This window comes from Janthinobacterium sp. GW460-12-1-14-LB5 (assembly GCF_059423585.1).
Genome location: NZ_JBWKYD010000015.1, coordinates 20088 through 42333 on the forward strand (window position 1 = coordinate 20088; position 22246 = coordinate 42333).

The following is a 22246-nucleotide window of genomic DNA, read 5'->3' on the forward strand; positions in this document are numbered from 1 at the left end:
GGCCTACACCACGAAGCCGGAGACAGTCTGGTTCAGGCTGCCCGCGCGCTCGTTCAGCCCATCCGTGGAGCGGGCGATGCTGTCGCAGTTGGCGGCCGACTTTTCCGTTTCCTCCGCAATGTACTGGATCGCCGTCGACACTTCGCGCGCCGTCAGCAGCTGCTCGTTGGCCGCCTTCGAGATATCGGAGATGGCCAGGGTGGTCTTGGCCACGCCCGAGACGATCTTGTCGAAGGCGTCGCTGGCCTGGCGAGAGATTTCGCTGCCCGTCGAGACGCGCTTGACGGATTCGTTGATCAGCTTGGAAATCTCTTTTGTTGCCTGCGAGGAACGCTCGGCCAGCTTGCGCACCTCGTCGGCGACGACGGAAAAGCCCAGGCCGTGCTCGCCCGCGCGCGCCGCCTCGATGGCCGCATTGAAGGCCAGCATATTCGTCTGGTTGGCGATCTCGCTGATGACCTTGACGATTTCGCCGATGTCTTCCGACGAGCGGTTGATCAGGTCCATCGCCTCGATCGACTTGGCGACGGCGCGCGCGCCCGCTTCCGCTTCCTGCTGCGTGGCTTTTGCCAGGAAATCCGCATTTGAGGTATTTTCCGCGATGGAATTGATGGAAAACGTCAGGCCGTCGATGGAGGCGTTCATTTCTTCCACCGTGGCGCCCAGCGCCTGCGTGCCCACGGCCACGCCCGTGGCCCGCTCGGCGATCGTGTGCGAGGCGTCGCCAAAGCCGTTCGCGGCAGACACCACGGTGCCGATCACGCCGCGCAAGTCGACGATCATCTTGCTGATGCCGCCGGCCAGCAGGTCGATCGGCTCGTCGCCTTCGGGCACGATATTGCCGGTCAGGTCGCCCTGCGCCGCGCGCGCCACCGACTTGAGCAGGGCATCGACCTTGCGGCTGTCGCTGGCGGCCCTGGCCTGGATGCTGTTTTCCAGGTTCACCTGTTCCGTGATGTCGATGGCGAACTTGACCACTTTGTACGGCTTGCCGTTCAGGTCGAGGATGGGATTGTAGGTGGCCTGTATCCACACCGCCTTGCCATGGTTGCCCAGGCGCTTGTAGCGGCCCGCGTCGAATTCGCCGCGGTTGAGTTTTTGCCAGAATTTCTTGTACTCGGCACTGCTGGCATACTCGGGTTCGCAAAACATGCGGTGGTGCTCGCCCTGGATATCGCTCAAGTCGTAGTCCATGACGGCGAGGAAATTGTCGTTCGCGTCCAGCACATTGCCCTGCATGTCGAATTCGATCACGGCCTGCGCCTTGCCGATGGCGCTGACCTTGCCTTCGTATTCGGCGTTGCGCGTCTTCATGGCCGTGACGTCGGTAGCGAACTTGATGACTTTATACGGCTTGCCATTCGCGTCGAGGATGGGGTTGTACGACGCGTTGATCCACACTTCGCGCCCATCCCTGGCGCGGCGCTTGTATTCACCCTGGTCGAATTCGCCACGTCCCAGCTTGGCCCAGAAGTTGCTGTATTCATCCGTTTTCACATACTCGGGGTCGCAGAAGATGGCATGGTGCTTGCCTTGCACTTCGGCCAGGGTATAGCCGAGCACGCGCAGGAAATTGTCATTCGCATGCAGGATGGTGCCGTCGAGTTCGAATTCGATCACGGCCTGGACACGGTTCAGTGCAGTATTTATCGCTTGTAAGTCCAGATCCTGGGAGTGGCTGACATGGCTGGCTGCGTCCATAATGTTTCCTTCGGTGTGAGAAGAGGAATGGGAGCGATAAGGCTGCTGTTATTATTTTTTCTGCTATTCATATAAGGCAGCGATGTTATCGCATGGGGCGATGCAGGGTGATAATCGGTGAGAATGTGCGTGATGAACGGCCGCCCGTGTTTGTCCTGCGGTTTGCCTTATTGTAGATAAATTGTAGAGTATTGATTTGAATCAATAATTTTATTATTCCCCAGCGTTTGGCGAAAAACAAGAGGCGTGAATAAATAATGTAAAAACTGTCGCAATTGGCCCCTGCCAGCATATAACAAACGCATTCTTCCGCATAATAAAACGATGTTATTATTGTTATGGTTTTATTATTAAAATGAATATTCAAGTGATAGCTTCTACTGGAACTTGCTGCTTGCAGCAGAATCTTTCCTCAAACGTTGAGGTACCATGGCGAACAATGCATGCCGTAGCGGAAAACGATAAAAATAATACGAGCGTTCTTTTATGCGGTATAGTAAAGCTTCATCCCTTGCAACCACCTCATACGTTGAGCAAAACCAATAAGGAAGAGACATGAGTGCTGAATATCAAGTGAACGGCGCCGTTGCCGTCATTACCCTCGCCAATCCGCCCGTCAATGGCCTGGGCCTGGCAACGCGCACGGCCGCCGTGGCCGGCATCCGCCAGGCGCTGGCCGACGAAGCCGTCAAAGCCATCGTCATCACGGGCGCCGGCAAGGCATTCTCGGGCGGCGCCGATATCAAGGAATTCAATTCGCCCAAGGCGCTCACGGAACCGACCCTGCACACCCTGATCAACGTCGTCGAGCAATCCACCAAGCCGGTGGTGGCGGCCATCCACAGCGTCTGCATGGGCGGCGGCCTGGAGCTGGCGCTGGGCTGCAACTACCGCGTGGCCGCGCCCGGCGCGCAGATGGCCCTGCCGGAAGTCAAGCTCGGCATCTTGCCGGGCGCGGGCGGCACGCAGCGCCTGCCGCGCGTGCTGGGCCTGGAAATGGCCCTCAACATGATCGTCTCGGGCACGCCCGTGGCCTCGGAAAAGCTGGCCGGCACGGCCCTGTTCGACGAAGTCATCGCCCCTGGCGCCGACCTGTTGCAAGCCGCCGTGGCCTTCGCCACGAAAGTGGCCGACGTGCGCCCGCTGCCGAAAGTGCGGGAGCGCAAGGTTGACTACCCGAACCACGAAGCCTTTTTGCAGTTTTCGCGCAATACCGTCAAAGCCATGTCCGGCCCGTTCCCCGCGCCGCTCAAATGCGTCGATGCCGTGGCGGCCGCCGTGACGATGAAATTCGACGAAGGCTTGAAGTACGAGCGCGAACTGTTCATGCAACTGGTGCAGTCGCCCGAATCGAAAGCCTTGCGCCACGCCTTCTTTGCCGAGCGCGTCGCCAGCAAGGTGCCCGACGTGCCGTCCGACACGCCCGTGCGCACGATCGCCAGCGCGGCCATCGTAGGCGCCGGCACCATGGGCGGCGGCATCGCCATGAACTTCGCCAACGCGGGCATCCCCGTGATGCTGCTGGAAACCAAGCAGGAAGCGCTGGACAAGGGCCTGGCCACCATCCGCAAGAATTATGAAAACACGGTCAAGAAGGGCAAGTTGACGCAGGACAAGGCCGAGCAGCGCATCGCTCTGGTCAGCGGCACCTTGGCGTATGCCGACATCGCGCAAGCCGACATCGTCATCGAAGCCGTCTTCGAAGAGCTGGGCGTGAAGGAAACCGTGTTCAAACAGCTCGACGCCGTCATGAAGCCGGGCGCCATCCTCGCCTCGAACACGTCCACTTTAGACCTGGACAAGATCGCCGCGTTCACCAAGCGCCCGCAAGACGTGATCGGCACGCATTTCTTCAGCCCGGCAAATGTGATGAAACTGCTGGAAATCGTGCGTGGCAAGGAAACGGGCAAGGACGTGCTGGCCACGGCGCTGGCGCTGTCGAAAAAACTGAAGAAGACGGGCGTCGTCTCGGGCGTATGCGACGGCTTCATCGGCAACCGCATGATCGAGCAATACAGCCGGCAAGCCGGTTTCCTGCTGGAAGAAGGCTGTCTGCCGGAACAGGTCGACAAGGCGGTCGAGAAATTCGGCTTCGCCATGGGGCCGTTCCGCATGGGCGACCTGGCCGGCAACGACATCGGCTGGGCCATCCGCAAGCGCCGCTACGTGGAAAAACCGGACGTCACGTATTCGAAGACGGCCGACCTGCTGTGCGAACTGGGGCGCTATGGCCAGAAGACGGGCGCCGGCTGGTACGACTACAAGCCGGGCGACCGCAAGGCGTATGCCTCGGAACAGGTCAATGCCATGATAGTCCAGCACTCGGCCGATATCGGCGTGGCGCGGCGCAAGATCGGCGACCAGGAAATCGTCGAACGCCTCGTGTATGCGCTCGTCAATGAAGGCGCGCGCATCCTGGAAGAGGGCATCGCCCTGCGCGCTTCGGATATCGACATGGTGTACCTGACGGGCTACGGCTTCCCCCTGTTCCGCGGCGGCCCGATGTTCTATGCGGATACGGTCGGCTTGCCGAACGTGCTCGATACGATAGCCGGCTATGCCAAGGGCCGCCACGGCGAAGCGTGGACGCCGGCGCCCCTGCTGGTGAAGCTGGCGGGCGAGGGCAAGGGGTTCAATAGCTGATTCAGGTGCTGAATGCAAAAAGGGCAGATTTCTCTGCCCTTTTTTTTATTTCTTCTTTGCCACCATCTTGACCGCCTCGTTGACGATGACGGGGTTGTCTTTCTGGATATAGTAGCCTGCGCCCGTGATGCGCTCGATGGCTGGCGCGCCGGACAGGCGCTGCCAATCCTTTTCCTGCGCCCGCACGACGTTCTCGAACGAGCCCATTTCCTCGATGCCGAACTTGTCGCGCACCAGCAGCATGGCGGGCACGCGCAGCGGGCTGCTCATGTCCACATGTTGCAGGCATTGCGTCTGGGCATCGAATTCGGCCGATTCCGTACTGTTGAACATGAGCTTGCGCCGCGTCTTGACGAGCATGGCGTAGGTGGAGGCGTCCGTCTGCAGGCGGCTCCATTGCTGCGGGTGCGTGGGATCGAGCAGGACCAGGCCGGCCACGTCCTGCGGGTACAGTCTGGCATATACATATTGGTACAGGCCGCCCAGGCCATGGCCGACCAGCACATACGGCGGCGTCAGGCCCGCCTGCGCCAGCAGGGCGCGCTGCTGGGCGGCGATGGTGCACGGGTCGCGCGGCGTGGTGGTCTTCTTGCTGTCGCCGTAGCCGGGACGGTCGTAGACGAGCACGCGGTGCTGCTTTGCCACTTCCGGCACCACCTTGGCCCACACATCCTTGCCGTCGCCCATGGCCGACTGGAAGACGACGGGCAAGCCGCCCTGGCCGCTCAGGGTGTAGGCGATGCTGGCGTCGGGCAAGGCGGCCGTGGCGGGAATGCCTGGCGTGGCCGGGGTCGATGGCAACAGCGAGCAGCCGGAAAAACAGCCTGCCAGCAGCAAGCCGGCGCTGGAGAGGAGCATGGTGCGCGCGGGGCGGCCGACGAATAGATGATGCATGAAGCTCCTTCTTGGTTCACTGCCCGGTATGGCGTGCCAGCCATTATAGGCAAAACCATATGGAAGTGGAAATGCCGAACAGAAGGGGATTTCCCCACCTGTCAGCCGGCGTCGGCGCGATGGCAGACGGCTTCGATGCGGTTGCCGTCCGGATCGAACAGGAAGGCCGCGTAATAGCTGGCGTGATAGTGGCGCAGGCCGGGCGCGCCCAGGTCGATGCCGCCATGCGCCAGGCCCGCCTGCCAGAACGCGTCGACGGCCGCGCGCGAGGGGGCCTTGAAGCAGCAGTGGCGGCGCGGCGCGTCGTCGGGCTGCGGGCCCAGGCGCACGGAAAAATAGCTGCGTTCGGGGTGCTGCGCGTCGCTGCGCTCGCCGTAGCCTATCCAGGCGTTGGCATGGTCGCTGCCCACCTTGGGCACCTCCAGCGCGGCGAAGACGGCGTCATAGAAGCGTTCGGCGCGTTCCAGGTCGCTGACGGTGAGGGAAACGTGATCGAGCATCGGCACTCCGCTGTAAAAACAAGGACGGCCATAGCATAGCCCGGATCAGGGCGGCCGTGGGCGGGAGTGACCGAGTGATACTGTTGCTGGTCGACTGCCGGTTAAGGGCGGCTGGCCAGCCGCGCCACGATACTGCGGCTCATCAGCTGCACGCGGGGCGCGAACAGCATCACGGCGCAGAAGGCCACGGGCCAGGCGGCAAAGAAGGCATGGCGCCAGCGGGGCAGGAAGTCCGCCTGCAGGCCGATATTGAGCCAGGTGACCCAGGCGCTCATCAGCAGGGTCATGAGCAGCGACATCAGGAAGGCGAACGTGCAGCGCAGGCGCAGGGCATCGGACATGGCATGCTTTCAAAATAGTTGGAAAGATGCCAGCGTAACGACTTGCAGCAATCTATACTAGAGCCATATTTTTAATTTCAAATTCCGAAAATGAAATCATGCTAGATGATCTCGCCCTGTTCGTCGCCATTGTCGAGGCGGGCAGCCTGCATGCGGCGGCCGTCAAGGAAGACTTGCCCGCCGCCACCGTTACGCGCCGGCTGCAAAAGCTGGAAAGCCAGCTCGGCTACCGCTTGCTCAACCGCAGCGCGCGCCGCCTGCAGCCGACGGCGGAAGGCTGGCAATACTACGAGCAGTGCCGTCCCCTCGTGCACGCGCTGCGGCAGGCGACGCAGCAGCTCGACGCCAGCCTGTCGGCCGTCTCGGGCAGCATCCGCGTGCTGGCGCCCGTGAACTTCGCCAGCGGCTTGCTGACGCCCGCCTGGGTCAGCTTCATGCAGCAGTATCCGGACATCCGCCTGGAGCTGGAACTGTCGAACCTGCTGCAAGACCTGGTGGGCAGCGGCGCCGACCTGGCCATCCGCGTGGGCGCGCTCGACGATTCCTCGCTGATGCAGCGGCGCCTGGGCAGCGCCGCGCTGGTGATGGTGGCCGCGCCCGCCTACCTGGCGCGCGCGGGCGTGCCGCGCGACTTTCAGGAACTGGAAAAGCACGAGCTGATCGTGGCCGAACCGCTGCGCTCGTGGCGCTTGCGGCGGCCCGGCGACGGCGCCGAAATGGTGATCGAACCGCAGGCGCGCCTGCGCGTCAATGAAATGCGCCTGGCCGTGGAGATGGCCGATGCGGGCATCGGCATCCTGCTGTGTCCGTTGCTGCAATGCCGCGACGAAGTGGCGCGCGGTTCGCTGGTGCGCGTGCTGCCCGACTGGATGCCGCAGCCGCGCCACGTGTATGCCGTGTGGACGCAGCGGCGCTACCTGCCGGCCCGCGTGCGCGTGCTGCTCGAGCACCTGGCGGCGTTTGCGGCGGCCAATCCGCTGTTGAACGGGGATGACGGGGCCGGCTAGTGCGCTGCGCCGGAAATCCTTTCTATTAAGTAATACCGAGCGCTTGTACTTTTCGCCAGGATCGCGTTAAGATAAAGCTGCACGCTTATCCAGCGGGCAATCTGGTGTTTTTTTCGCGCAATTCGTCCCTATCCATGAGAGTAGCAATGAAATATCTGATCCTTCCCTTCTTGCTGGCCATGAGCGGCTGTGAAGTACTGTATGACGCAAACCGGGACAAGATCGGCGAGTATTGCAACAGCCTCAATAATTTCGACGACCGCAATGCCTGCCGCAAGCGCAACCAGACCAGCTACCAGGAATACGTGCAGCAGCGCGACCAGGTGAAAAAGGGCAAGAGCGACAAGTAAGCCTGCCGCCGCCTGCGCCGCATACGCTGCTTAAAAAACAAACGCCGCTGACCAGTCAGCGGCGTTTTGCATTGCGGGCCCCGGCCATGCGGCCGGGGCTTGCGCCGGATCAATCGTCGGCGTAGATATTGTTGTCCTTGGTTTCCTTGACGAACAGGGTGCCGATCACCACCGTCGCCAGGGCGACGACGATCGGATACCAGAGGCCATAATAGATGTCGCCCTTGAAGGCCACCAGCGCGAAGGCCGTGGTCGGCAGCAGGCCGCCGAACCAGCCGTTGCCGATATGGTAGGGCAGGGACATCGAGGTGTAACGGATACGCGTCGGGAACATTTCCACCAGCATGGCGGCAATCGGGCCGTACACCATGGTCACGTACAGCACCAGGATGAACAGCAGCAGCACGACCATCGGCTTGTTGATCTGGTCCGGATCAGCCTTGGCCGGGTAGCCCGCTTCTTTGATGCCGGCGCCGATTTCTTTCTTGAACGCTGCTTCATGGGCCTTGCTTTCCGCATCGAAGTTCAGGCCGTCCGGCGTCATGACGGCGTTAAACGACGTAAATTCCTTCGTGCCGATGCGTACCTTGGCGATTGAGCCGGCCGGTGCCGCTTCTTTCGTGTAGTTGACCGAGCTGTTCGACAGGAAGCCGGTGGCGATGTCGCACGACGACGGGAATTTCTTCGTGCCCGTCATGTTGAACTGGAAGTGGCAGGACGCGGGATCGGCCACCACCACCACTGGCGAGTTCTTCAGTGCTGCTTCCAGTTGCGGATTGGCAAAGTGGGTCAGGCCGTTGAAGATGGGGAAGTAGGTGGCCGCGGCGATCAGGCAGCCGCCGAGGATGATGTACTTGCGGCCGATGCGGTCCGACAGGCTGCCGAAGAACAGGAAGAACGGCGTGGCCAGCAGCAGGGCGATGGCGACGAGCACGTTGGCCGTGGCCAGGTCCACTTTCAGGGTCTGGATCATGAAGAACAGCGCGTAAAACTGGCCCGTGTACCAGACGACGGCCTGGCCGGCGGTCAGGCCGATCAGGGCCAGGATGACGATCTTCAGATTTTTCCACTTGCCGAACGCTTCCGTCAGCGGGGCTTTCGAGGTCTTGCCCTCGGCCTTCATCTTGGAAAACGCCGGCGATTCATTCATGGCCAGGCGGATCCACACGGAAATACCCAGCAGGATGACGGAGACCAGGAAGGGAATGCGCCAGCCCCATGCCTCGAAATCCTTCTCGCCCGTCGCCAGGCGGGTGCCCAGGATGACCATCAGCGACAGGAAGAAGCCCAGGGTGGCCGTCGTCTGTATCCACGCCGTGAACGCGCCGCGCTTGCCTTCAGGCGCGTGCTCGGCCACGTAGGTGGCTGCGCCGCCGTATTCGCCGCCCAGCGCCAGGCCTTGCAGGATGCGCAGGATGACGAGGATGATCGGCGCGGCGATGCCGATGGACGCATGGCCCGGCAGCAAGCCAACGATGAAGGTGGAGCCGCCCATGATCAGGATGGTGATCAGGAAGGTGTACTTGCGGCCGATCATGTCGCCCAGGCGGCCGAAGACCAGCGCGCCGAACGGACGCACGATGAAGCCGGCGGCAAAGGCCAGCAGCGCGAAAATGAAGGTGGTGGTGGGGTCGCCGATGAAGAATTGCTTGGCGATGATCGATGCGAGCGAACCGTACAGGTAAAAATCGTACCATTCAAAAACGGTGCCCAAGGAGGACGCAAAGATGACCTTGCGTTCCTCGGGCGTAATCGGCGTTCCTTTGGTGGAAATTTTCCGTACGTCGGCCGAGCCGGATGGTGATGCCATGGTTTGTCTCCCTATGTTTTATAGTGAACTGGTGCCGAGGTCTTTTTGACCATTCTTGCAACAGCTTGGGGCGAGTGTGTTCTCCGAACCTTACGTCATGCTTGCTTGAAACTTACGCCAAGCTTACAAATTATCGGTCATTGCAACTTTGCGAACGACCGTACTTAAATGTGCTATTCTGCTTCCGAGCTAGCATCATTGACCACATAACATTCCTACAAGGAGACTCAGCATGAATGAAGCCGTCATCGTATCGACCGCCCGCACGGGCCTGGCCAAGTCCTGGAAGGGCGCGTTCAACATGACGCATGGCGCCACCCTGGGCGGCCACGTGCTGGCGGCGGCCGTCGAGCGCGCGCGCATCGAGGCGGAAGAAGTGGAAGACGTGCTGGTCGGCTGCGCCTTTCCCGAAGGGGCCACGGGCGGCAATATCGCGCGCCAGGTGGCCTTGCGCGGCGGCTGCCCCGTCACGACGGCCGGCATGACCGTCAACCGCTTCTGTTCTTCTGGCTTGCAGGCCATCGCCCTGGCGGCGCAGCGCATCATCGCCGGCGAAGGCGATATCTATGCGGCGGGCGGCGTGGAATCGATTTCCTGCGTGCAAAATGAAATGAATACGCATATGTACCGCGACGTCTGGCTGCAGCAGCACAAGCCGGAAGTGTACTGGCCCATGCTGCAGACGGCGGAAACCGTGGCCAAGCGCTACCAGATTTCGCGCGAGCGCCAGGATGCCTATGGCGCGCAAAGCCAGCAGCGCGCGGCCGCGGCCCAGGCGGCCGGCCTGTTCGACGCGGAAATCGTGCCGATGACCACCGTCATGGGCGTGGCCGACAAGGCCAGCGGCATGCTGGTATCGCGCGAAGTGACGATTGCCGCCGACGAAGGCATCCGTGCCGACACGACGTATGACGGCGTGGCGAAGATCCGCCCGGCCATCCCGGGCGGCGTCATCAGCGCCGGCAATGCCAGCCAGTTTTCCGACGGCGCTTCGATGGCCATCGTCATGAACGCGAAAGTGGCCGAGGCGAAAGGCTTGCAGCCGCTGGGCATCTTCCGCGGCTTTGCCGTGGCAGGCTGCGAACCCGATGAAATGGGTATCGGCCCCGTCTACGCCATCCCGAAACTGCTGAAAAAGGCGGGCTTGACGGTGGCCGACATCGGCCTGTGGGAACTCAATGAAGCGTTTGCCGTGCAAGTGCTGTATTGCGCCGACACCCTGGGCATCCCCATGGACCGCCTGAACGTCAACGGCGGCGCGATTGCCGTCGGCCACCCGTACGGCGTGTCGGGCGCGCGCCTGACGGGCCACGCCTTGATCGAAGGCAAGCGCCGCGGCGTCAAATACGTGGTGGTCACCATGTGCATCGGCGGCGGCCAGGGCGCGGCCGGCCTGTTCGAAGTGCTGTAATGTTTGCGTGAACCCAGTCTGCGGGCGGCTTCCAGGGCCGCCCGTTTTCTTTTGCTGCTCACTTTCTGCAAGGCACGCCGATAGCGGGTACAGTAATGCTTCATTAATAAACAAGCAGCCTGCCACCATGCTCAAGCACATCGTTTTCTGGAAACTCAAAGACCACGCCGAAGGCGCCGACCGCGCCACGAACGCCCTGAAACTGAAAGCCCTGCTCGATTCCTGTTCGGACCTGGTACCCGGCATCTTGAAATTCGAGGCAGCCGTGGCCCAGCCCGGCCTGGAAGCGACCTACGACATCGTCCTGTACAGCGAGTTCGCCAGCCGCGCAGCGCTCGACGCTTACCAGAACCATCCAGAGCACGTGAAGATCAAGCCGTTTTTTGGCGCCGTGCGCGAAGCGCGGCAGTGCATGGACTACGAAGTGTGAAAACCCGTTAACCCCAAACGAAGGGCTGGGGTCAGACCCTCAGGGTCTGACCCCGGTATTTGCTCTGGGGTTTAGATTGTTCGTCCAACAAGGAGCCTTCATGACCACCTACCAACGCATCGTCCTCGCCTCGCGCCCCACGGGAGAAGTGCAGCCGGCGCATTTTCGTCTGGAAACGAAAGACATTCCCGCCATCACGGATGGCCAGTTGCTGGTGCGTAACCAGTACCTGTCGCTCGATCCTTATATGCGCGGGCGCATGAGTGCCAATAAAAGCTATGCGGCGCCGCAGGCGCTCGATGAAACCATGATCGGCGGCACGGTGGGCGTGGTGCTGGAATCGAAGCATCCGAAATTCGCCGCGGGCGACACGGTGGTGGGGACCCTGGGCTGGACGGAAGTGGCCGTGTCGGACGGCACGATGCTGCGCAAGGTTGATACGGCGCATATCCCCGCGTCCGCCTACCTGGGCGCCGTCGGCATGCCCGGCATGACGGCCTGGTATGGCTTGAACCAGATCATGGCGCCCAAAGCGGGCGAAACGGTGGTCGTGTCGGCCGCCAGCGGCGCCGTCGGCAGCGTCGTGGGCCAGCTGGCCAAACTCAAGGGTTGCAGGGTCGTCGGCATCGCGGGCGGGGCGGAAAAGTGCGCGTATGTGGTGAATGAACTGGGTTTCGATGCCTGCGTCGATTACAAGGCGGGCAACCTGGCAGCGGACCTGGCGGCGGCCACGCCGGACGGTATCGACGCCATCTTTGAAAACGTGGGCGGCGCCGTGTTCGACGCGGCCCTGGCCCGCACCAACGCGTTCGGCCGCGTGGCCGTGTGCGGCTGGATCGCCGGCTACAACGGCGAACCGACGCCGCTCGACAATGCGCGCCTGATCCTCACCAACCGCCTCACCGTGCGCGGTTTCATCGTCTCGGAGCAGCCGGAATTCTGGCCGCAGGGACTGGCGGAGCTGGGAACGCTGGTGGCGACGGGCAAGCTGAAATTCCGCGAATCCGTGGCCGAGGGCCTGGCCAGCGCGCCTGAAGCCTTCATCGGCCTGTTGAAAGGCCGTAACTTCGGCAAGCAGCTGGTCAAGCTGGGCTAGTCCCCCAGGAGAGGCGGGCCGTGCGACAATCACGGCCCGTCTCTTATTACTCGCTACCATGACCAAGCACACCATCCGCCTCGGCGACTGGGCCACCCTGGGCCTTGACGCCACCGCCATCCGTTTTGAAGTTTTTGTTGATGAGCAGAAAGTGCCGGCCGAGATCGAACTCGACGACATGGACGCCGTCTGCCTGCACGCCGTCGCCTACGACGACGCGGGCCAAGCCATCGGCACGGGCCGCTTATTGCCCGATGGCCATATCGGCCGCATGGCCGTGCGCCAGCCGGGCCGCGGCACGGGCGTGGGCGGCGCCATCCTGACCTTGCTGATGGAGAAAGCCCGCGAACGCGGTGATGCGGCGGTGGTGCTGAACGCGCAAACCGTGGCCGCGCCATTCTATGCGCGCCACGGTTTCGTGCAGCAGGGGGAACAATTCGAAGAGGCGGGGATTGCGCATGTGGAGATGCGGCTGCAGTTTTAAGCGTTAACCCAGGAGCAAGGACTGGGGTCGGACCCTACAGGGTCCGACCCCGGCAGTTCATGGGTTTAGGGTTTAATTCTGCGCGTGGCTCTGGCGCCATTTATCGAGGATCACAGCCAGCACGATCACGACGCCCTTGGCCACATACTGCCAGAACGACGACAGCCCCAAAATCGTCAAGCCATTGTTCATCACGCCGATGATCAGCGCGCCGATGACGGTGCCCCACACGGAACCGACGCCGCCCATCAGGCTCGTGCCGCCCAGCACGACGGCCGCAATCGCATCGAGTTCATAACCGGTACCCCAGTTGCCGTTGGCCGCATACAGGCGGCTGGCCGACATGGCGCCGCCCAGGCCCGCGAACAGGCCGCTGATGGTGTAGACAAACATCAATACGAGACCGACCTTGATGCCTGTCAAACGCGCTGCCTGGATATTGCCGCCGACGGCATAGATATGCAGGCCCAGGGTGGTCTTGCGCAAAATAAACCACGTCAGCACGACGACGGCGGCCGCCAGCCAGATCAGCCAGGGCACGGCCAGGAAGCTGCCGTTACCCATCCATTCGAAGCTGGGGATTTCCGTGTTCAGCACGCTGGTGCCGTCCGCCAGCAGGTAGGCGGCGCCGCGCAGGGCCGTCATGGTGCCCAGGGTCACGACGAAGGGGTTCAGGCCGACGAGGGCGACCAGCACGCCGTTCAGCGCGCCCAGCAGCAAGCCGACGATGAGGAAGGCAGGAATCGAAAAGCCGGCGAACTGGGCCGACAGCGACATCAGCATGCCTGCCACGGCCGAGACGGCCAGCACGGAGCCGACCGATAAATCGATGCCGCTGGTCAGGATGACGAACGTCATGCCGGACGCCAGCACGATGTTGATCGACACCTGGCGGAAGATGTTCATGGTGTTGTTGCTGGTCATGAACGTCGACGTGCCGTCGGCCGAGAAATACACGGTCAAGCCGTACATGGCCAGGTACAGCACGACCAGCACGGGTAGCATGCCCAGGCGGCGCATCAGGTTCGAGGCATTGAAGGGTTCGCCGGCGCGCGCGGCGCCGCGGGTGGTAGTAGTTGTCATGTTGAATCTCCTGAATGATTATTCTTATGCCGCTTCCAGCTGGGTGGCATAGGCGAGGATGTTTTCCTGCGTAATGTCGTCGCCCGTCACTTCGCCCGTCAGGCGTCCTTCGCACATCACCATCACGCGGTCGCAGATGCCGACCAGCTCGGCCAGTTCGCTGGAAATGCACAGCACGGCCGTGCCCGCGTCCGCCAACTGGTGGATGATCTTGTAGATTTCGCTCTTCGCGCCCACGTCCACGCCCCGCGTCGGTTCGTCGAGGATGAGGACCTTGGGCGCGATGGCCAGCCAGCGCGCCAGCAAGACTTTCTGCTGGTTGCCGCCAGAGAGTCCCCCCACGATGCCGTCCGGGCCGGAGACCTTGACGTTCAGGTTGGCGATCGCCTCGCGCGTGAGCTGGGTCAGGGCGCCACGGTTGACCACGCCTGCCGTTGCATGCTTGGACAGGATATTCATCGACATGTTTTCCATGGCCGACAATTGCATGAACAAGCCCAGGCTCTTGCGGTCTTCCGGCAAATAGCCGATGCCGTGGCGGATGGCCGCCAGCGGCCGCTGGATGTGCACTTCCTGGCCGTCGAGCCATACTTGCCCCGATTGTTTCTTGTCCGCGCCAAAAATCAGGCGCGCCAGTTCCGTGCGGCCCGCGCCGACGAGGCCGGCAAGACCCGTCACTTCGCCCGCATGCAGGCTGAACGAGGCGGGCTTGACCTTGCCGCCGCCCACGTTTTCCACGCGCAGGCGCTCGGCGCCCCGCGTCGTGCGGCGCTGATGCGAATAAAAGTCGTCGGCGGGGCGGCCCACCATCATTTGCACGACTTTCTTTTGATCCAGCTCATCCTTGCCCAGTTCGCCCACATAGGCGCCGTCGCGCAGCACCGTGATGCGGCGCGCCAGGCGTTCCACCTCGGCCATGCGGTGGCTGATGTAGAGCACGGCCAGGCCCTTGTCGCGCTGTTCCTCGATGATGCGGAACAATTGTTCGGTTTCCCGGTCGGACAGGGCGGCCGTCGGCTCGTCCATGATCAGGATGCGGCTTTCGTGCACGAGGGCGCGGGCGATTTCCACCTGCTGCTGCTCGGCGATCGACAGGCTCGATACCATGGTGTCCGCGTCGAAGCGGGAGCCGAGGTCGGCCAGGATGGCGTTCGTGCGCGCGCGCATCTCGCCGCCCTTGACGGTCCAGAACGGGCCTTGCGGCTCGCTGCCCATGAAGACGTTCTGCGCCACCGTCATGTTCTTCGCCACGCTCAGTTCCTGGTAGATCAGGTTGATACCGAGCGCGCGGGCCTCGCCCGGGTTGCGGATGCGAATTGGCTTGCCGTCGAGAATGATTTCACCGGCGTCGGGCGTGTATACGCCGGATAAAATCTTCATCAGGGTGCTCTTGCCGGCGCCGTTTTCGCCCATTACGGCATGGATTTCGCCGCTGCGCACCGTCAGGTGCACGCCGCGCAGCGCGCGCGTGGCGCCAAAGCGCTTCTCGATGCCGCGCATTTCAAAAATAATATCGTCGCTCATGACTGTCCTTCCTTGCTGGTGAAACTGGCGCCGCCTGCCAGCTGGCCGGCGGCGCCGCGTGGTTCAGGTCAGGCAGATCAGTTCTTTACCCAGCCCGTGTAGGTGGCGACGTTTTCCTTGGTGATGGCAGGGGTCGGCAACAGCACCATGGTCTGTTTCGGCGTACGGCCGTTCATGATGTCGTAGCCCATCTGCACGGCATCGGTGGCCATGCGGTACGGGTTTTGCGCCGAGGTGGCGGCAAACAGGCCGGCCTTGTTTTTCAGGGCGTTCTGGCCATCGGGCGCGCCATCGACGGCCGTGATCAGTTTGACGTCCGTGCGCTTCGATTGCTTGATCGCCAGTTCGGCGCCGATGCCGGTCGGATCGTTGATGGCGAACACGCCGTCGATCTTCGGATGGGCCGTCAGCAAGTTCGACATCACGGTCATGCCGCCGTCGCGGCTGCCACCCGCGTTCTGGTTGTCGGACAGGATTTTTATGTCCTTAAAGGCGGCCAGGGTCTTCTTGCAGCCGTTGACGCGGTCGATCACGGAGGTGACCGGTGGGCCATTGAGGATCACCACGTTGCCCTTGCCGCCGATCTGCTTGGCCAGGTAGGCGCACGACACGTCGCCCGCCATGGTGTTGTCGGACATCACGGTGGCCGAAGCGCCCACGGCGCCCACGTCGACGGCGATCACGACCACGCCCGCATTGCGCGCCTTCTTGATGGCTGGCGCGATGCCCTTGGAATCGACGGCGTTCAGGATGATGATGTCGGTCTTGTTGGCGATAAAGTTCTCGATCTGGTCCACCTGGGTGTTCAGGTCATACTTGCTGGAAACAGTCGTGACTTTCACGCCGGGGCCGCCGAGCTTTTTGGCGCTTTCTTCCGCGCCGCGGCCAATCGCGACAAAAAACGGGTTGGCCAGGTCGCCCACGCTCACGCCGATCGATTTCAGCGGTTTGTCGGCGGCAAAGGCGCCGCAGGCGGCGGACAGCAGCAGGGTGGCGGTAATGACTTTTTTCATGAGGATCTCCAAGGTTTTTTATTGTAAAAAACAAACGGTGCTACGGTAAAAACTGGGTGAAAACTTAGCGAGTGCGCAATTTCTCGATCATGGCATCGAGCTTGCCCGCATCGACGGCAAAGCCGCGGATGCCTTCGGCCAGCTTTTCGGTCGCCATCGCATCGTCGTTCAGGGCGTAGCGGAAAGCCGCTTCGTCGTAGGTGACGGCCGGCTGCGCCGCGCCCAGGTCGCCGCCCAGCGCGCGCTCGAATGGCGCGTCGGCCGCTTCGAGCTTGGCCAGCAAATCGGGGCTGATGGTCAGCAAGTCGCAGCCGGACAGGGCCGTGATCTGCCCCACGTTGCGGAAGCTGGCACCCATCACTTGCGTGGCGATGCCATGTTGCTTGTAGTAATTGAAGATGCGCGTGACCGATTGCACGCCTGGATCGTTGGACAGGCTGCGCGCCGCTTCGTCCCATGCCGCGCCCAGCGATTTTTTATGCCAGTCGTAGATGCGGCCGACGAATGGCGAAATCAGCCGTACTTTCGCATCGGCGCAGGCGACGGCCTGGCAAAACGCGAACAGCAGGGTCAGGTTGCAAAAGATGCCATCTTTTTCCAGTTCGCGCGCGGCCTGAATGCCTTCCCAGGTGGCGGCGACCTTGATCAGCACGCGCTCGCGTTTTACTCCAGCCTGCTCGTACAGGGCGATCAGGCGGCGTCCGCGGGCCACGGTGGCGTCGCGGTCAAAGCTCAGGCGGGCATCGACTTCCGTCGACACACGGCCCGGCACCACTTTCAAGATTTCCAGGCCGAAACGCACCAGCACCTGGTCGACGATATCGTCGAGCGACGCGGCTTTATGTGCGGCAACCGTGCTTTCCAGCAAGGGCGCGTAATCGGGCTGCAGCACGGCTTTTAAAATCAGCGACGGATTGGTGGTGGCGTCTTGCGGCGCGAAACGCGCCAGTTGCAAAAAGTCGCCCGTGTCGGCGACGACGGTGCTGTGTTGCTTCAATTGTTGCAGCTGATTCATTGCTATTCCTTATCACTGAGTTGGTGCAGAGCTTGCACGGCTGGAAACAGGCTACGGTAGCGGCCGTAGCGGATGCTCAAGGCTGCGCTGTGCGCGGCATCGGGCAGGAAAATGTTTTTGATGGGCAATCCCTGCGTCAGCAGGCTGGCGTCGCCGATGGCGGCAAAGCCCAGCTTGGCCGCGCCGAGGCTGGCCGACAGTTCGCTGTTGTGCAGCGTGCGCATTTCGCGTCCCAGCACGTTGGCCAGCAGCTGCGCCCAGTACTGGCTGCGCGCGCCGCCTCCCACCAGCATGCAGTGGGGAACGACGGCACCGGTCGACGTGACGGCCGCCATGGCGTCGCGCAAGGCGAACGCCACGCCTTCGAGCACGGCGTAGCCGAGCTGCGCCGGCGTGCTGTCGTGGCCCAGTTGCAAAAAGGCGCCGCGCACTTGCGGGTCGTTATGCGGCGTGCGCTCGCCCGACAGATACGGCAGGAACAGCGGTGCGGACGGTGCGATGACAGTGTCGAGCGGCAAGCCCGCTTCCACGAGGGCCAGCAGCGCGGCTTCGTCCGGCTGGCCCAGCACGCCGGTGGCCCAGCGCACGCAGCTGGCGCCGGACAGGATCGCGCCCATCGCATACCAGCGGCCGGGCAGGGCGTGGCAAAAGCTGTGCACGCCTCCGGCCGGGTTGCCCAGCGGCTTCTCGGTGACGGACACGATGGCGGCGCTGGTGCCGAGCGAAATAAAACTGTCGCCGCCGTTGACGGCGCCGATACCCACGGCCGAGACGGGGTTATCGCCGCCGCCGCCAGCCACCACCACGGTTGCTGACAAGCCCAGCTGGTCGGCGATGGCAGCCAGCACCGTGCCCGTGGCCGCGTCGCCTTCGGCCAGCGCCGGCATCTGCTCCGGCGTCAAGCCGCAGGCGGCCAGCATGGGCGCGAACCAGGCACGGTTGGCCTCGTCCAGCCACAGGGTGCCGGCCGCGTCGGACATGTCCGTCAGTTTGATCCCCGTCAAACGCAGGCGCAGATAATCCTTTGGCGACAGCAGGCAGGCGATGGCGTCAAACGCGGCTGGCTCATGCTTTTGCAGCCACAGCAGTTTTGGCGCCGTCAGGCCCGCCATGGGCAGGCTGCCCGTCACGTCCGCGTAGGCGGGATAGTCGCGCGCCAGGTTCGCCGCTTCGGCTTCGGCGCGCGCATCGTTCCACAGGATGGCGGGGCGGATCACGCCATCGTTGCTGTCGAGCAGCACGGCGCCATGCATCTGGCCCGACAGGCCGATGCAGGCAATGTGCGCATAGTCCTGCGGCCAGCCGGCGCGCAGCTGGGCCAGCGCGTTGACGCAGGCGGCCCACCAGTCTTGCGGCGCCTGTTCGGACCAGCCCGGCTGCGGGCGGCTGGTGTCGATGCGCACGGAGGCCTGGCCGCGCACGGCGCCGGTGCCGTCCATCAGCACGGTTTTCAGTTCGGAGGTACCGAGGTCGATACCGAGGGAAATCGCTGGATGCATGTTGATTTACAGTGAAAGGTCAGGGGCAGCCGCAGGAATTGCGCACGCGCAAGGTCGGCGACAAGCGCTGCACGTGCTGGGCGCGGCCCGGGTTGGCGATACGGTCGATCAACAGGTCGACGGCCATGGCGCCCAGCTCTTCGAGCGGCTGCGCCATCACGGTCAGGCGGGGGCTAAAATAATCGGCCCAGTCGAAATCATCGAAGCCTGCCAGCGCCACGTCTTGCGGTACCGCAATGTGTGCATCGCGCAAGGCGTGCATGGTGCCGATGGTCATCAGGTTATTGCCGGCTACGATGGCCGTCGGGCGCTGTCCGGCAGGCAGGGCCAGCAGTTCGCGCGTGGCCGCGCCGCTGCGCTCCAGGTTCGAATCGCCCGAGCGCAGCAGGTCCGGGTCAAACGCGATATCGGCGCGCTGCAAGGCCAGGCGGTAGCCGTCGATACGCTCGTCCGTCGTCGACAGGCCCGGTGCGCCGCTGATGAAGCCGATGCGGCGGTGGCCGTGGGCCGCGATCAGATGGCTGACCAGTTCGGCCGTCGCCTCGATGTTTTCCACGCCCACCTGGTCGAAAGGCTGGGGCGACATGCGGTCGACCAGCACGGAGGCGATCTTGTTGCTGGTCAAGTAATCGAGGGCGCGGTTGTGCGCATCGCCGGACGGCGCCAGCACGATGCCGTCGACGCGGCGCTGGTGCAAGTTCTGCACCACCTTGAGTTCCTGCTCGGGATCGTCATGCGTATCGGAAAACAGCATCATCAAGCCATGGCGCGTGCAGGCCGCCTCGATGGCGCGCACCGTTTCGCTGAAGTAATGATTGGTGAAGGCGGAAATGGCCACGCCGATGGTGCCCGACGAGGAACCGGCCAGGGCGCGCGCCAGCATGTTCGGTACATAGCCGATCTGCTGCATGGCCGCGTTGACGGCGGCGACGGTTTTCGGGCTGACCTTGCGGGTGCCGTTGAGTACGTGCGAAACGGTCGACAGCGATACGTCCGCCGCCCGCGCTACATCTTCCATGGTGGCCATGGTGTCTCCTGATGGTTTTATTCTTATTGTGTGCTGCGATAGTGTGCGGCTGTGTCGCCGCGTTGGAATCTATCGTAAACAAAAGAAAGCGCTTGCGCAAGCGCTTTCTTTTTTGTGCGCGCCAATTTTTTAGGGAGACAAGCGACGGTGAAGCGGAGAGGGGAGACGGTGGTGCATGGGGTCTGACCCGGCGGGTCAGACCCCAGTATTGACCTACTGGATCACCAGCTCATGCAGTTCGCCGGGCGAGTCCGGGAACAGTTTGACGACGGTGGAGGTGCGCGTGCCGTAGCCGGGCGTGTCGATGCAGACGGCGGACAGCACGCGCTCGAGGTCGAGCGGCACGCCCGTGTCGGGCAAGCGGAAGTCCGGTGCGCGCGTGGTGTCGGCCAGCATGTCGAAATAGGCCTCGTCGGGCGCGCCCTGGCACAGCAGGCTGGCGAACTGGGCCTTGGTCTTCAGGACCTTCGGCCACGGCGCGTCCAGCAGGGCGTTCGACAGGCCGTAGATGCCCGGTTCCAAAGGCTGGCCATTGCGCGCATCGCCGTCGCCCCGGTTGGAAAACCAGATCAGCGTATCCGCGTCGCCCAGCACCAGGTTAAAACCGTTGTAGGCTTTGCAGCCGGGGCGGATTTGCGCGATATAGTCTTGCGGCGATATATCGCCGGCCAGGTAGTCGGCCACCAGGGCGCCGCGCGAGGGGGCGTCAGGATTGCGGTCTTGCGGGCTGCGGATATTCGTGATGGCGGCAAAGCGCGAGCTGCCGCTGCCGGCCTGGGTGATGCCCATCCAGCTGCCGCCCGCCTGCAGGTCGCGGCCCGCATACACTTGCGGGTGCTCGGGCCAGACGCCGGCGGGGGCGCTGGCGCGTTCGTAGAATTCGTCGCGGTTGGCGGCGGCAATCAGCGGGATGTGCGGATTGACTTTCCAGGCAAAAACGATCAGGCACATGGGGGCAAATCCATGAACACTTCCGTATGGCGCGCGCCGGCCGTCAGCGACAGCAAGCCCGCCTCATCGGCCGCGCTGGCCAGCAATTCCGCAAAGCCTTCGCCGACGACGGGATAGATTTCCATCCACGTCTGCAAGCCATCCTTGGCCTCGGGACGGCGCTTCAGCTGCGGCGCCACGCCGGACGCGGCCGCCAGTTTCGCCTGCAAGGCGCGCACCCGGGCTTCCAGCGCCTGGGCGTGCTCTTCCTTAACCTGATAATAAATGTACAAATCTTTCATGGCATTCTCACAAGTCGAGTGCGTCGAGCACGTAAGGCATGGGCAGGAACTGCACGGCAGCGCCCTGGGCCGAGCCGTAGCGCACGGCGCCGGCGGCGCTTGAACCTTCTTCGATCGCCCCCAGCTTCATTTCGACGAGGGCGTCAAAGCTGCCCACGCCGTTCGGCGCCGCGTTGACGACCATGCCGCAAGGCTGCTCGGGGTCGCTGACGGCAAACAGTTCACCGCCGGCCACGACGGATGCATCGGCGATGCTGACGAGGGTGGTGCGGCGCTTGAGCTTGCCCAGGTACTGGCTGCGCGCGACGATTTCCTGGCCCGGGTAGCAGCCTTTCTTGAAATTGACGCCGCCCAGCAGCTCGAAATTGACCATCTGCGGCACGAATTGCTCTTGCGTGGCGGCCGTGATCTGCGGGATGCCCGCGTGGATCTCGGACAGTTGCCAAGCGTCATTGCCGCCCTTGGCCAGTTTTTCCGCCAATTGCGGCCACACGTCGCGCGCCGTGGCGGCCGACGTCAGCCATTCATAGCGGGCGCTGCCGAAGGCATCGGCCACGCGCAGCAGGGTGCCCAGCGCGTGCTCGACCTTGCTGAACGGCGTGGCGGGCAGGGCGGGGAACCAGGCGGACAGTGCCGCGCCGGCTTGCGTGCCGCCGAGGCCCAGGACAACCTGGTTCGCTGCATCAAACGATGCATCGTGCAGCTTGGCCTTGGCGCGCAGCACGAACATTTGCAGCCGCTTCTGGATGGCCGGCTGTATGGCGCGCGGCAATTGCAGATAAATGGTGGTGGCGTTGCGCCACATCAGGAAACTGGCCAGCATCCGGCCTTTCGGCGTGCAGTAGCCGGCCAGGCGCACTTGCTCCTGGTTCAGGTGTTCCACGTCGTTGGTCAGCTGGCCGTGCAGGAAACTGGCTGCCTCGTCGCCGTTCAGGCCGATCAAGCCCTGGTCCGTGATGGCCGCGACAAAACCTTCTTGTAGCTGGGACACTGTCAGGGACTGGCCGAAGTCGGCGATAGGGGCGGCGGCGATGGGGGCGGTGCCGTCAGGCGCGCCATCGATGGCAGCGGGGCGGGCGCCTTGGGCGGTTAAAAATTGATTCCAGTTATTCATAATTTCCATTAGATCAGCGATTAAGCATTATCATTACGGGTTCATTATAGTGATGTCGCGCAGATTGCGTCG

At 63.0% G+C, this 22246-nt stretch carries 21 protein-coding genes; 7 read left to right on the forward strand and 14 right to left on the reverse strand.

Features of this window, described 5'->3' with window-relative positions:
* Nucleotides 1-3 precede the first annotated feature (3 nt).
* Complete coding sequence (locus AC07X6_RS16585; RefSeq protein ID WP_494791667.1) at nt 4-1701, reverse strand: methyl-accepting chemotaxis protein; 1698 nt, start codon at nt 1699-1701, stop codon at nt 4-6.
* Nucleotides 1702-2256: 555 nt separating this feature from the next.
* Here AC07X6_RS16585 and AC07X6_RS16590 point away from each other — a divergent pair.
* On the forward strand, nt 2257-4344 hold the full coding sequence (locus tag AC07X6_RS16590; RefSeq protein WP_494791668.1) for a 3-hydroxyacyl-CoA dehydrogenase NAD-binding domain-containing protein: 2088 nt from the start codon (nt 2257-2259) through the stop codon (nt 4342-4344).
* 45 nt (nt 4345-4389) lie between these two features.
* Here AC07X6_RS16590 and AC07X6_RS16595 read toward each other — a convergent pair whose 3' ends face one another.
* The 3 genes from AC07X6_RS16595 to AC07X6_RS16605 form a co-directional block, all read right to left on the reverse strand.
* Nucleotides 4390-5238: an alpha/beta fold hydrolase gene (locus tag AC07X6_RS16595; RefSeq protein WP_494791669.1), complete on the reverse strand. Its 849-nt coding sequence runs from the start codon at nt 5236-5238 to the stop codon at nt 4390-4392.
* A 101-nt stretch (nt 5239-5339) separates the two neighbouring features.
* Nucleotides 5340-5738, reverse strand: a complete 399-nt coding sequence (locus AC07X6_RS16600) for a VOC family protein (RefSeq protein WP_474291344.1) — start codon at nt 5736-5738, stop codon at nt 5340-5342.
* A gap of 101 nt (nt 5739-5839) precedes the next feature.
* Nucleotides 5840-6079, reverse strand: a complete 240-nt coding sequence (locus AC07X6_RS16605) for a DUF2798 domain-containing protein (protein WP_474291342.1) — start codon at nt 6077-6079, stop codon at nt 5840-5842.
* A 98-nt stretch (nt 6080-6177) separates the two neighbouring features.
* Here AC07X6_RS16605 and AC07X6_RS16610 point away from each other — a divergent pair, with 98 nt between their 5' ends.
* Nucleotides 6178-7086 carry a LysR family transcriptional regulator gene (locus tag AC07X6_RS16610; RefSeq protein ID WP_494791670.1) on the forward strand — a complete coding sequence of 303 codons (909 nt, stop codon included), beginning with the start codon at nt 6178-6180 and terminating at the stop codon, nt 7084-7086.
* Between the two features lie 146 nt (nt 7087-7232).
* Entirely contained in the window at nt 7233-7436 is a 204-nt protein-coding gene (locus AC07X6_RS16615; RefSeq protein ID WP_230537604.1) for a hypothetical protein, read from the forward strand.
* A 109-nt stretch (nt 7437-7545) separates the two neighbouring features.
* Here AC07X6_RS16615 and AC07X6_RS16620 read toward each other — a convergent pair whose 3' ends face one another.
* Entirely contained in the window at nt 7546-9246 is a 1701-nt protein-coding gene (locus AC07X6_RS16620) for an MFS transporter (protein WP_230537605.1), read from the reverse strand.
* A gap of 232 nt (nt 9247-9478) precedes the next feature.
* Between AC07X6_RS16620 and AC07X6_RS16625 the strand changes: the two genes are divergently transcribed.
* The 4 genes from AC07X6_RS16625 to AC07X6_RS16640 all read left to right on the forward strand — a co-directional run bounded on the left by AC07X6_RS16625 (nt 9479) and on the right by AC07X6_RS16640 (nt 12667).
* Nucleotides 9479-10657 carry an acetyl-CoA C-acyltransferase gene (locus AC07X6_RS16625; protein WP_494791671.1) on the forward strand — a complete coding sequence of 393 codons (1179 nt, stop codon included), beginning with the start codon at nt 9479-9481 and terminating at the stop codon, nt 10655-10657.
* Nucleotides 10658-10784: 127 nt separating this feature from the next.
* Nucleotides 10785-11087, forward strand: coding sequence for a Dabb family protein (locus AC07X6_RS16630; RefSeq protein ID WP_070218360.1), 303 nt, complete (start codon nt 10785-10787; stop codon nt 11085-11087).
* Between the two features lie 100 nt (nt 11088-11187).
* Nucleotides 11188-12183: an NADP-dependent oxidoreductase gene (locus tag AC07X6_RS16635; protein WP_494791672.1), complete on the forward strand. Its 996-nt coding sequence runs from the start codon at nt 11188-11190 to the stop codon at nt 12181-12183.
* A gap of 58 nt (nt 12184-12241) precedes the next feature.
* The gene (locus AC07X6_RS16640; RefSeq protein WP_494791673.1) at nt 12242-12667 is read left to right on the forward strand and encodes a GNAT family N-acetyltransferase; all 426 of its coding nucleotides are present in this window, start codon (nt 12242-12244) and stop codon (nt 12665-12667) included.
* A gap of 72 nt (nt 12668-12739) precedes the next feature.
* Here AC07X6_RS16640 and AC07X6_RS16645 read toward each other — a convergent pair whose 3' ends face one another.
* From AC07X6_RS16645 to ygfZ, 9 genes are all read right to left on the reverse strand, one after another.
* Nucleotides 12740-13750, reverse strand: a complete 1011-nt coding sequence (locus AC07X6_RS16645; RefSeq protein WP_099667894.1) for an ABC transporter permease subunit — start codon at nt 13748-13750, stop codon at nt 12740-12742.
* A 24-nt stretch (nt 13751-13774) separates the two neighbouring features.
* Nucleotides 13775-15274 carry a sugar ABC transporter ATP-binding protein gene (locus tag AC07X6_RS16650; protein ID WP_230537609.1) on the reverse strand — a complete coding sequence of 500 codons (1500 nt, stop codon included), beginning with the start codon at nt 15272-15274 and terminating at the stop codon, nt 13775-13777.
* 77 nt (nt 15275-15351) lie between these two features.
* Nucleotides 15352-16287 (reverse strand): ABC transporter substrate-binding protein, encoded by a 936-nt coding sequence (locus AC07X6_RS16655; protein ID WP_121669532.1) that lies wholly within the window; start codon nt 16285-16287, stop codon nt 15352-15354.
* Nucleotides 16288-16351: 64 nt separating this feature from the next.
* Nucleotides 16352-17302, reverse strand: a complete 951-nt coding sequence (gene tal, locus AC07X6_RS16660) for a transaldolase (RefSeq protein ID WP_494791674.1) — start codon at nt 17300-17302, stop codon at nt 16352-16354.
* A 2-nt stretch (nt 17303-17304) separates the two neighbouring features.
* Nucleotides 17305-18789, reverse strand: a complete 1485-nt coding sequence (gene xylB / locus AC07X6_RS16665; protein ID WP_494791771.1) for a xylulokinase — start codon at nt 18787-18789, stop codon at nt 17305-17307.
* A 31-nt stretch (nt 18790-18820) separates the two neighbouring features.
* Nucleotides 18821-19828 (reverse strand): LacI family DNA-binding transcriptional regulator, encoded by a 1008-nt coding sequence (locus AC07X6_RS16670; RefSeq protein WP_494791675.1) that lies wholly within the window; start codon nt 19826-19828, stop codon nt 18821-18823.
* A gap of 213 nt (nt 19829-20041) precedes the next feature.
* Nucleotides 20042-20779 carry an NRDE family protein gene (locus tag AC07X6_RS16675; RefSeq protein ID WP_494791676.1) on the reverse strand — a complete coding sequence of 246 codons (738 nt, stop codon included), beginning with the start codon at nt 20777-20779 and terminating at the stop codon, nt 20042-20044.
* The gene (locus tag AC07X6_RS16680; RefSeq protein WP_230537614.1) at nt 20770-21060 is read right to left on the reverse strand and encodes a DUF4936 family protein; all 291 of its coding nucleotides are present in this window, start codon (nt 21058-21060) and stop codon (nt 20770-20772) included. The genes AC07X6_RS16675 and AC07X6_RS16680 overlap by 10 nt, the downstream gene beginning before the upstream one ends.
* A gap of 7 nt (nt 21061-21067) precedes the next feature.
* Nucleotides 21068-22183: a CAF17-like 4Fe-4S cluster assembly/insertion protein YgfZ gene (ygfZ, locus tag AC07X6_RS16685; protein ID WP_494791677.1), complete on the reverse strand. Its 1116-nt coding sequence runs from the start codon at nt 22181-22183 to the stop codon at nt 21068-21070.
* Nucleotides 22184-22246 lie beyond the last annotated feature (63 nt).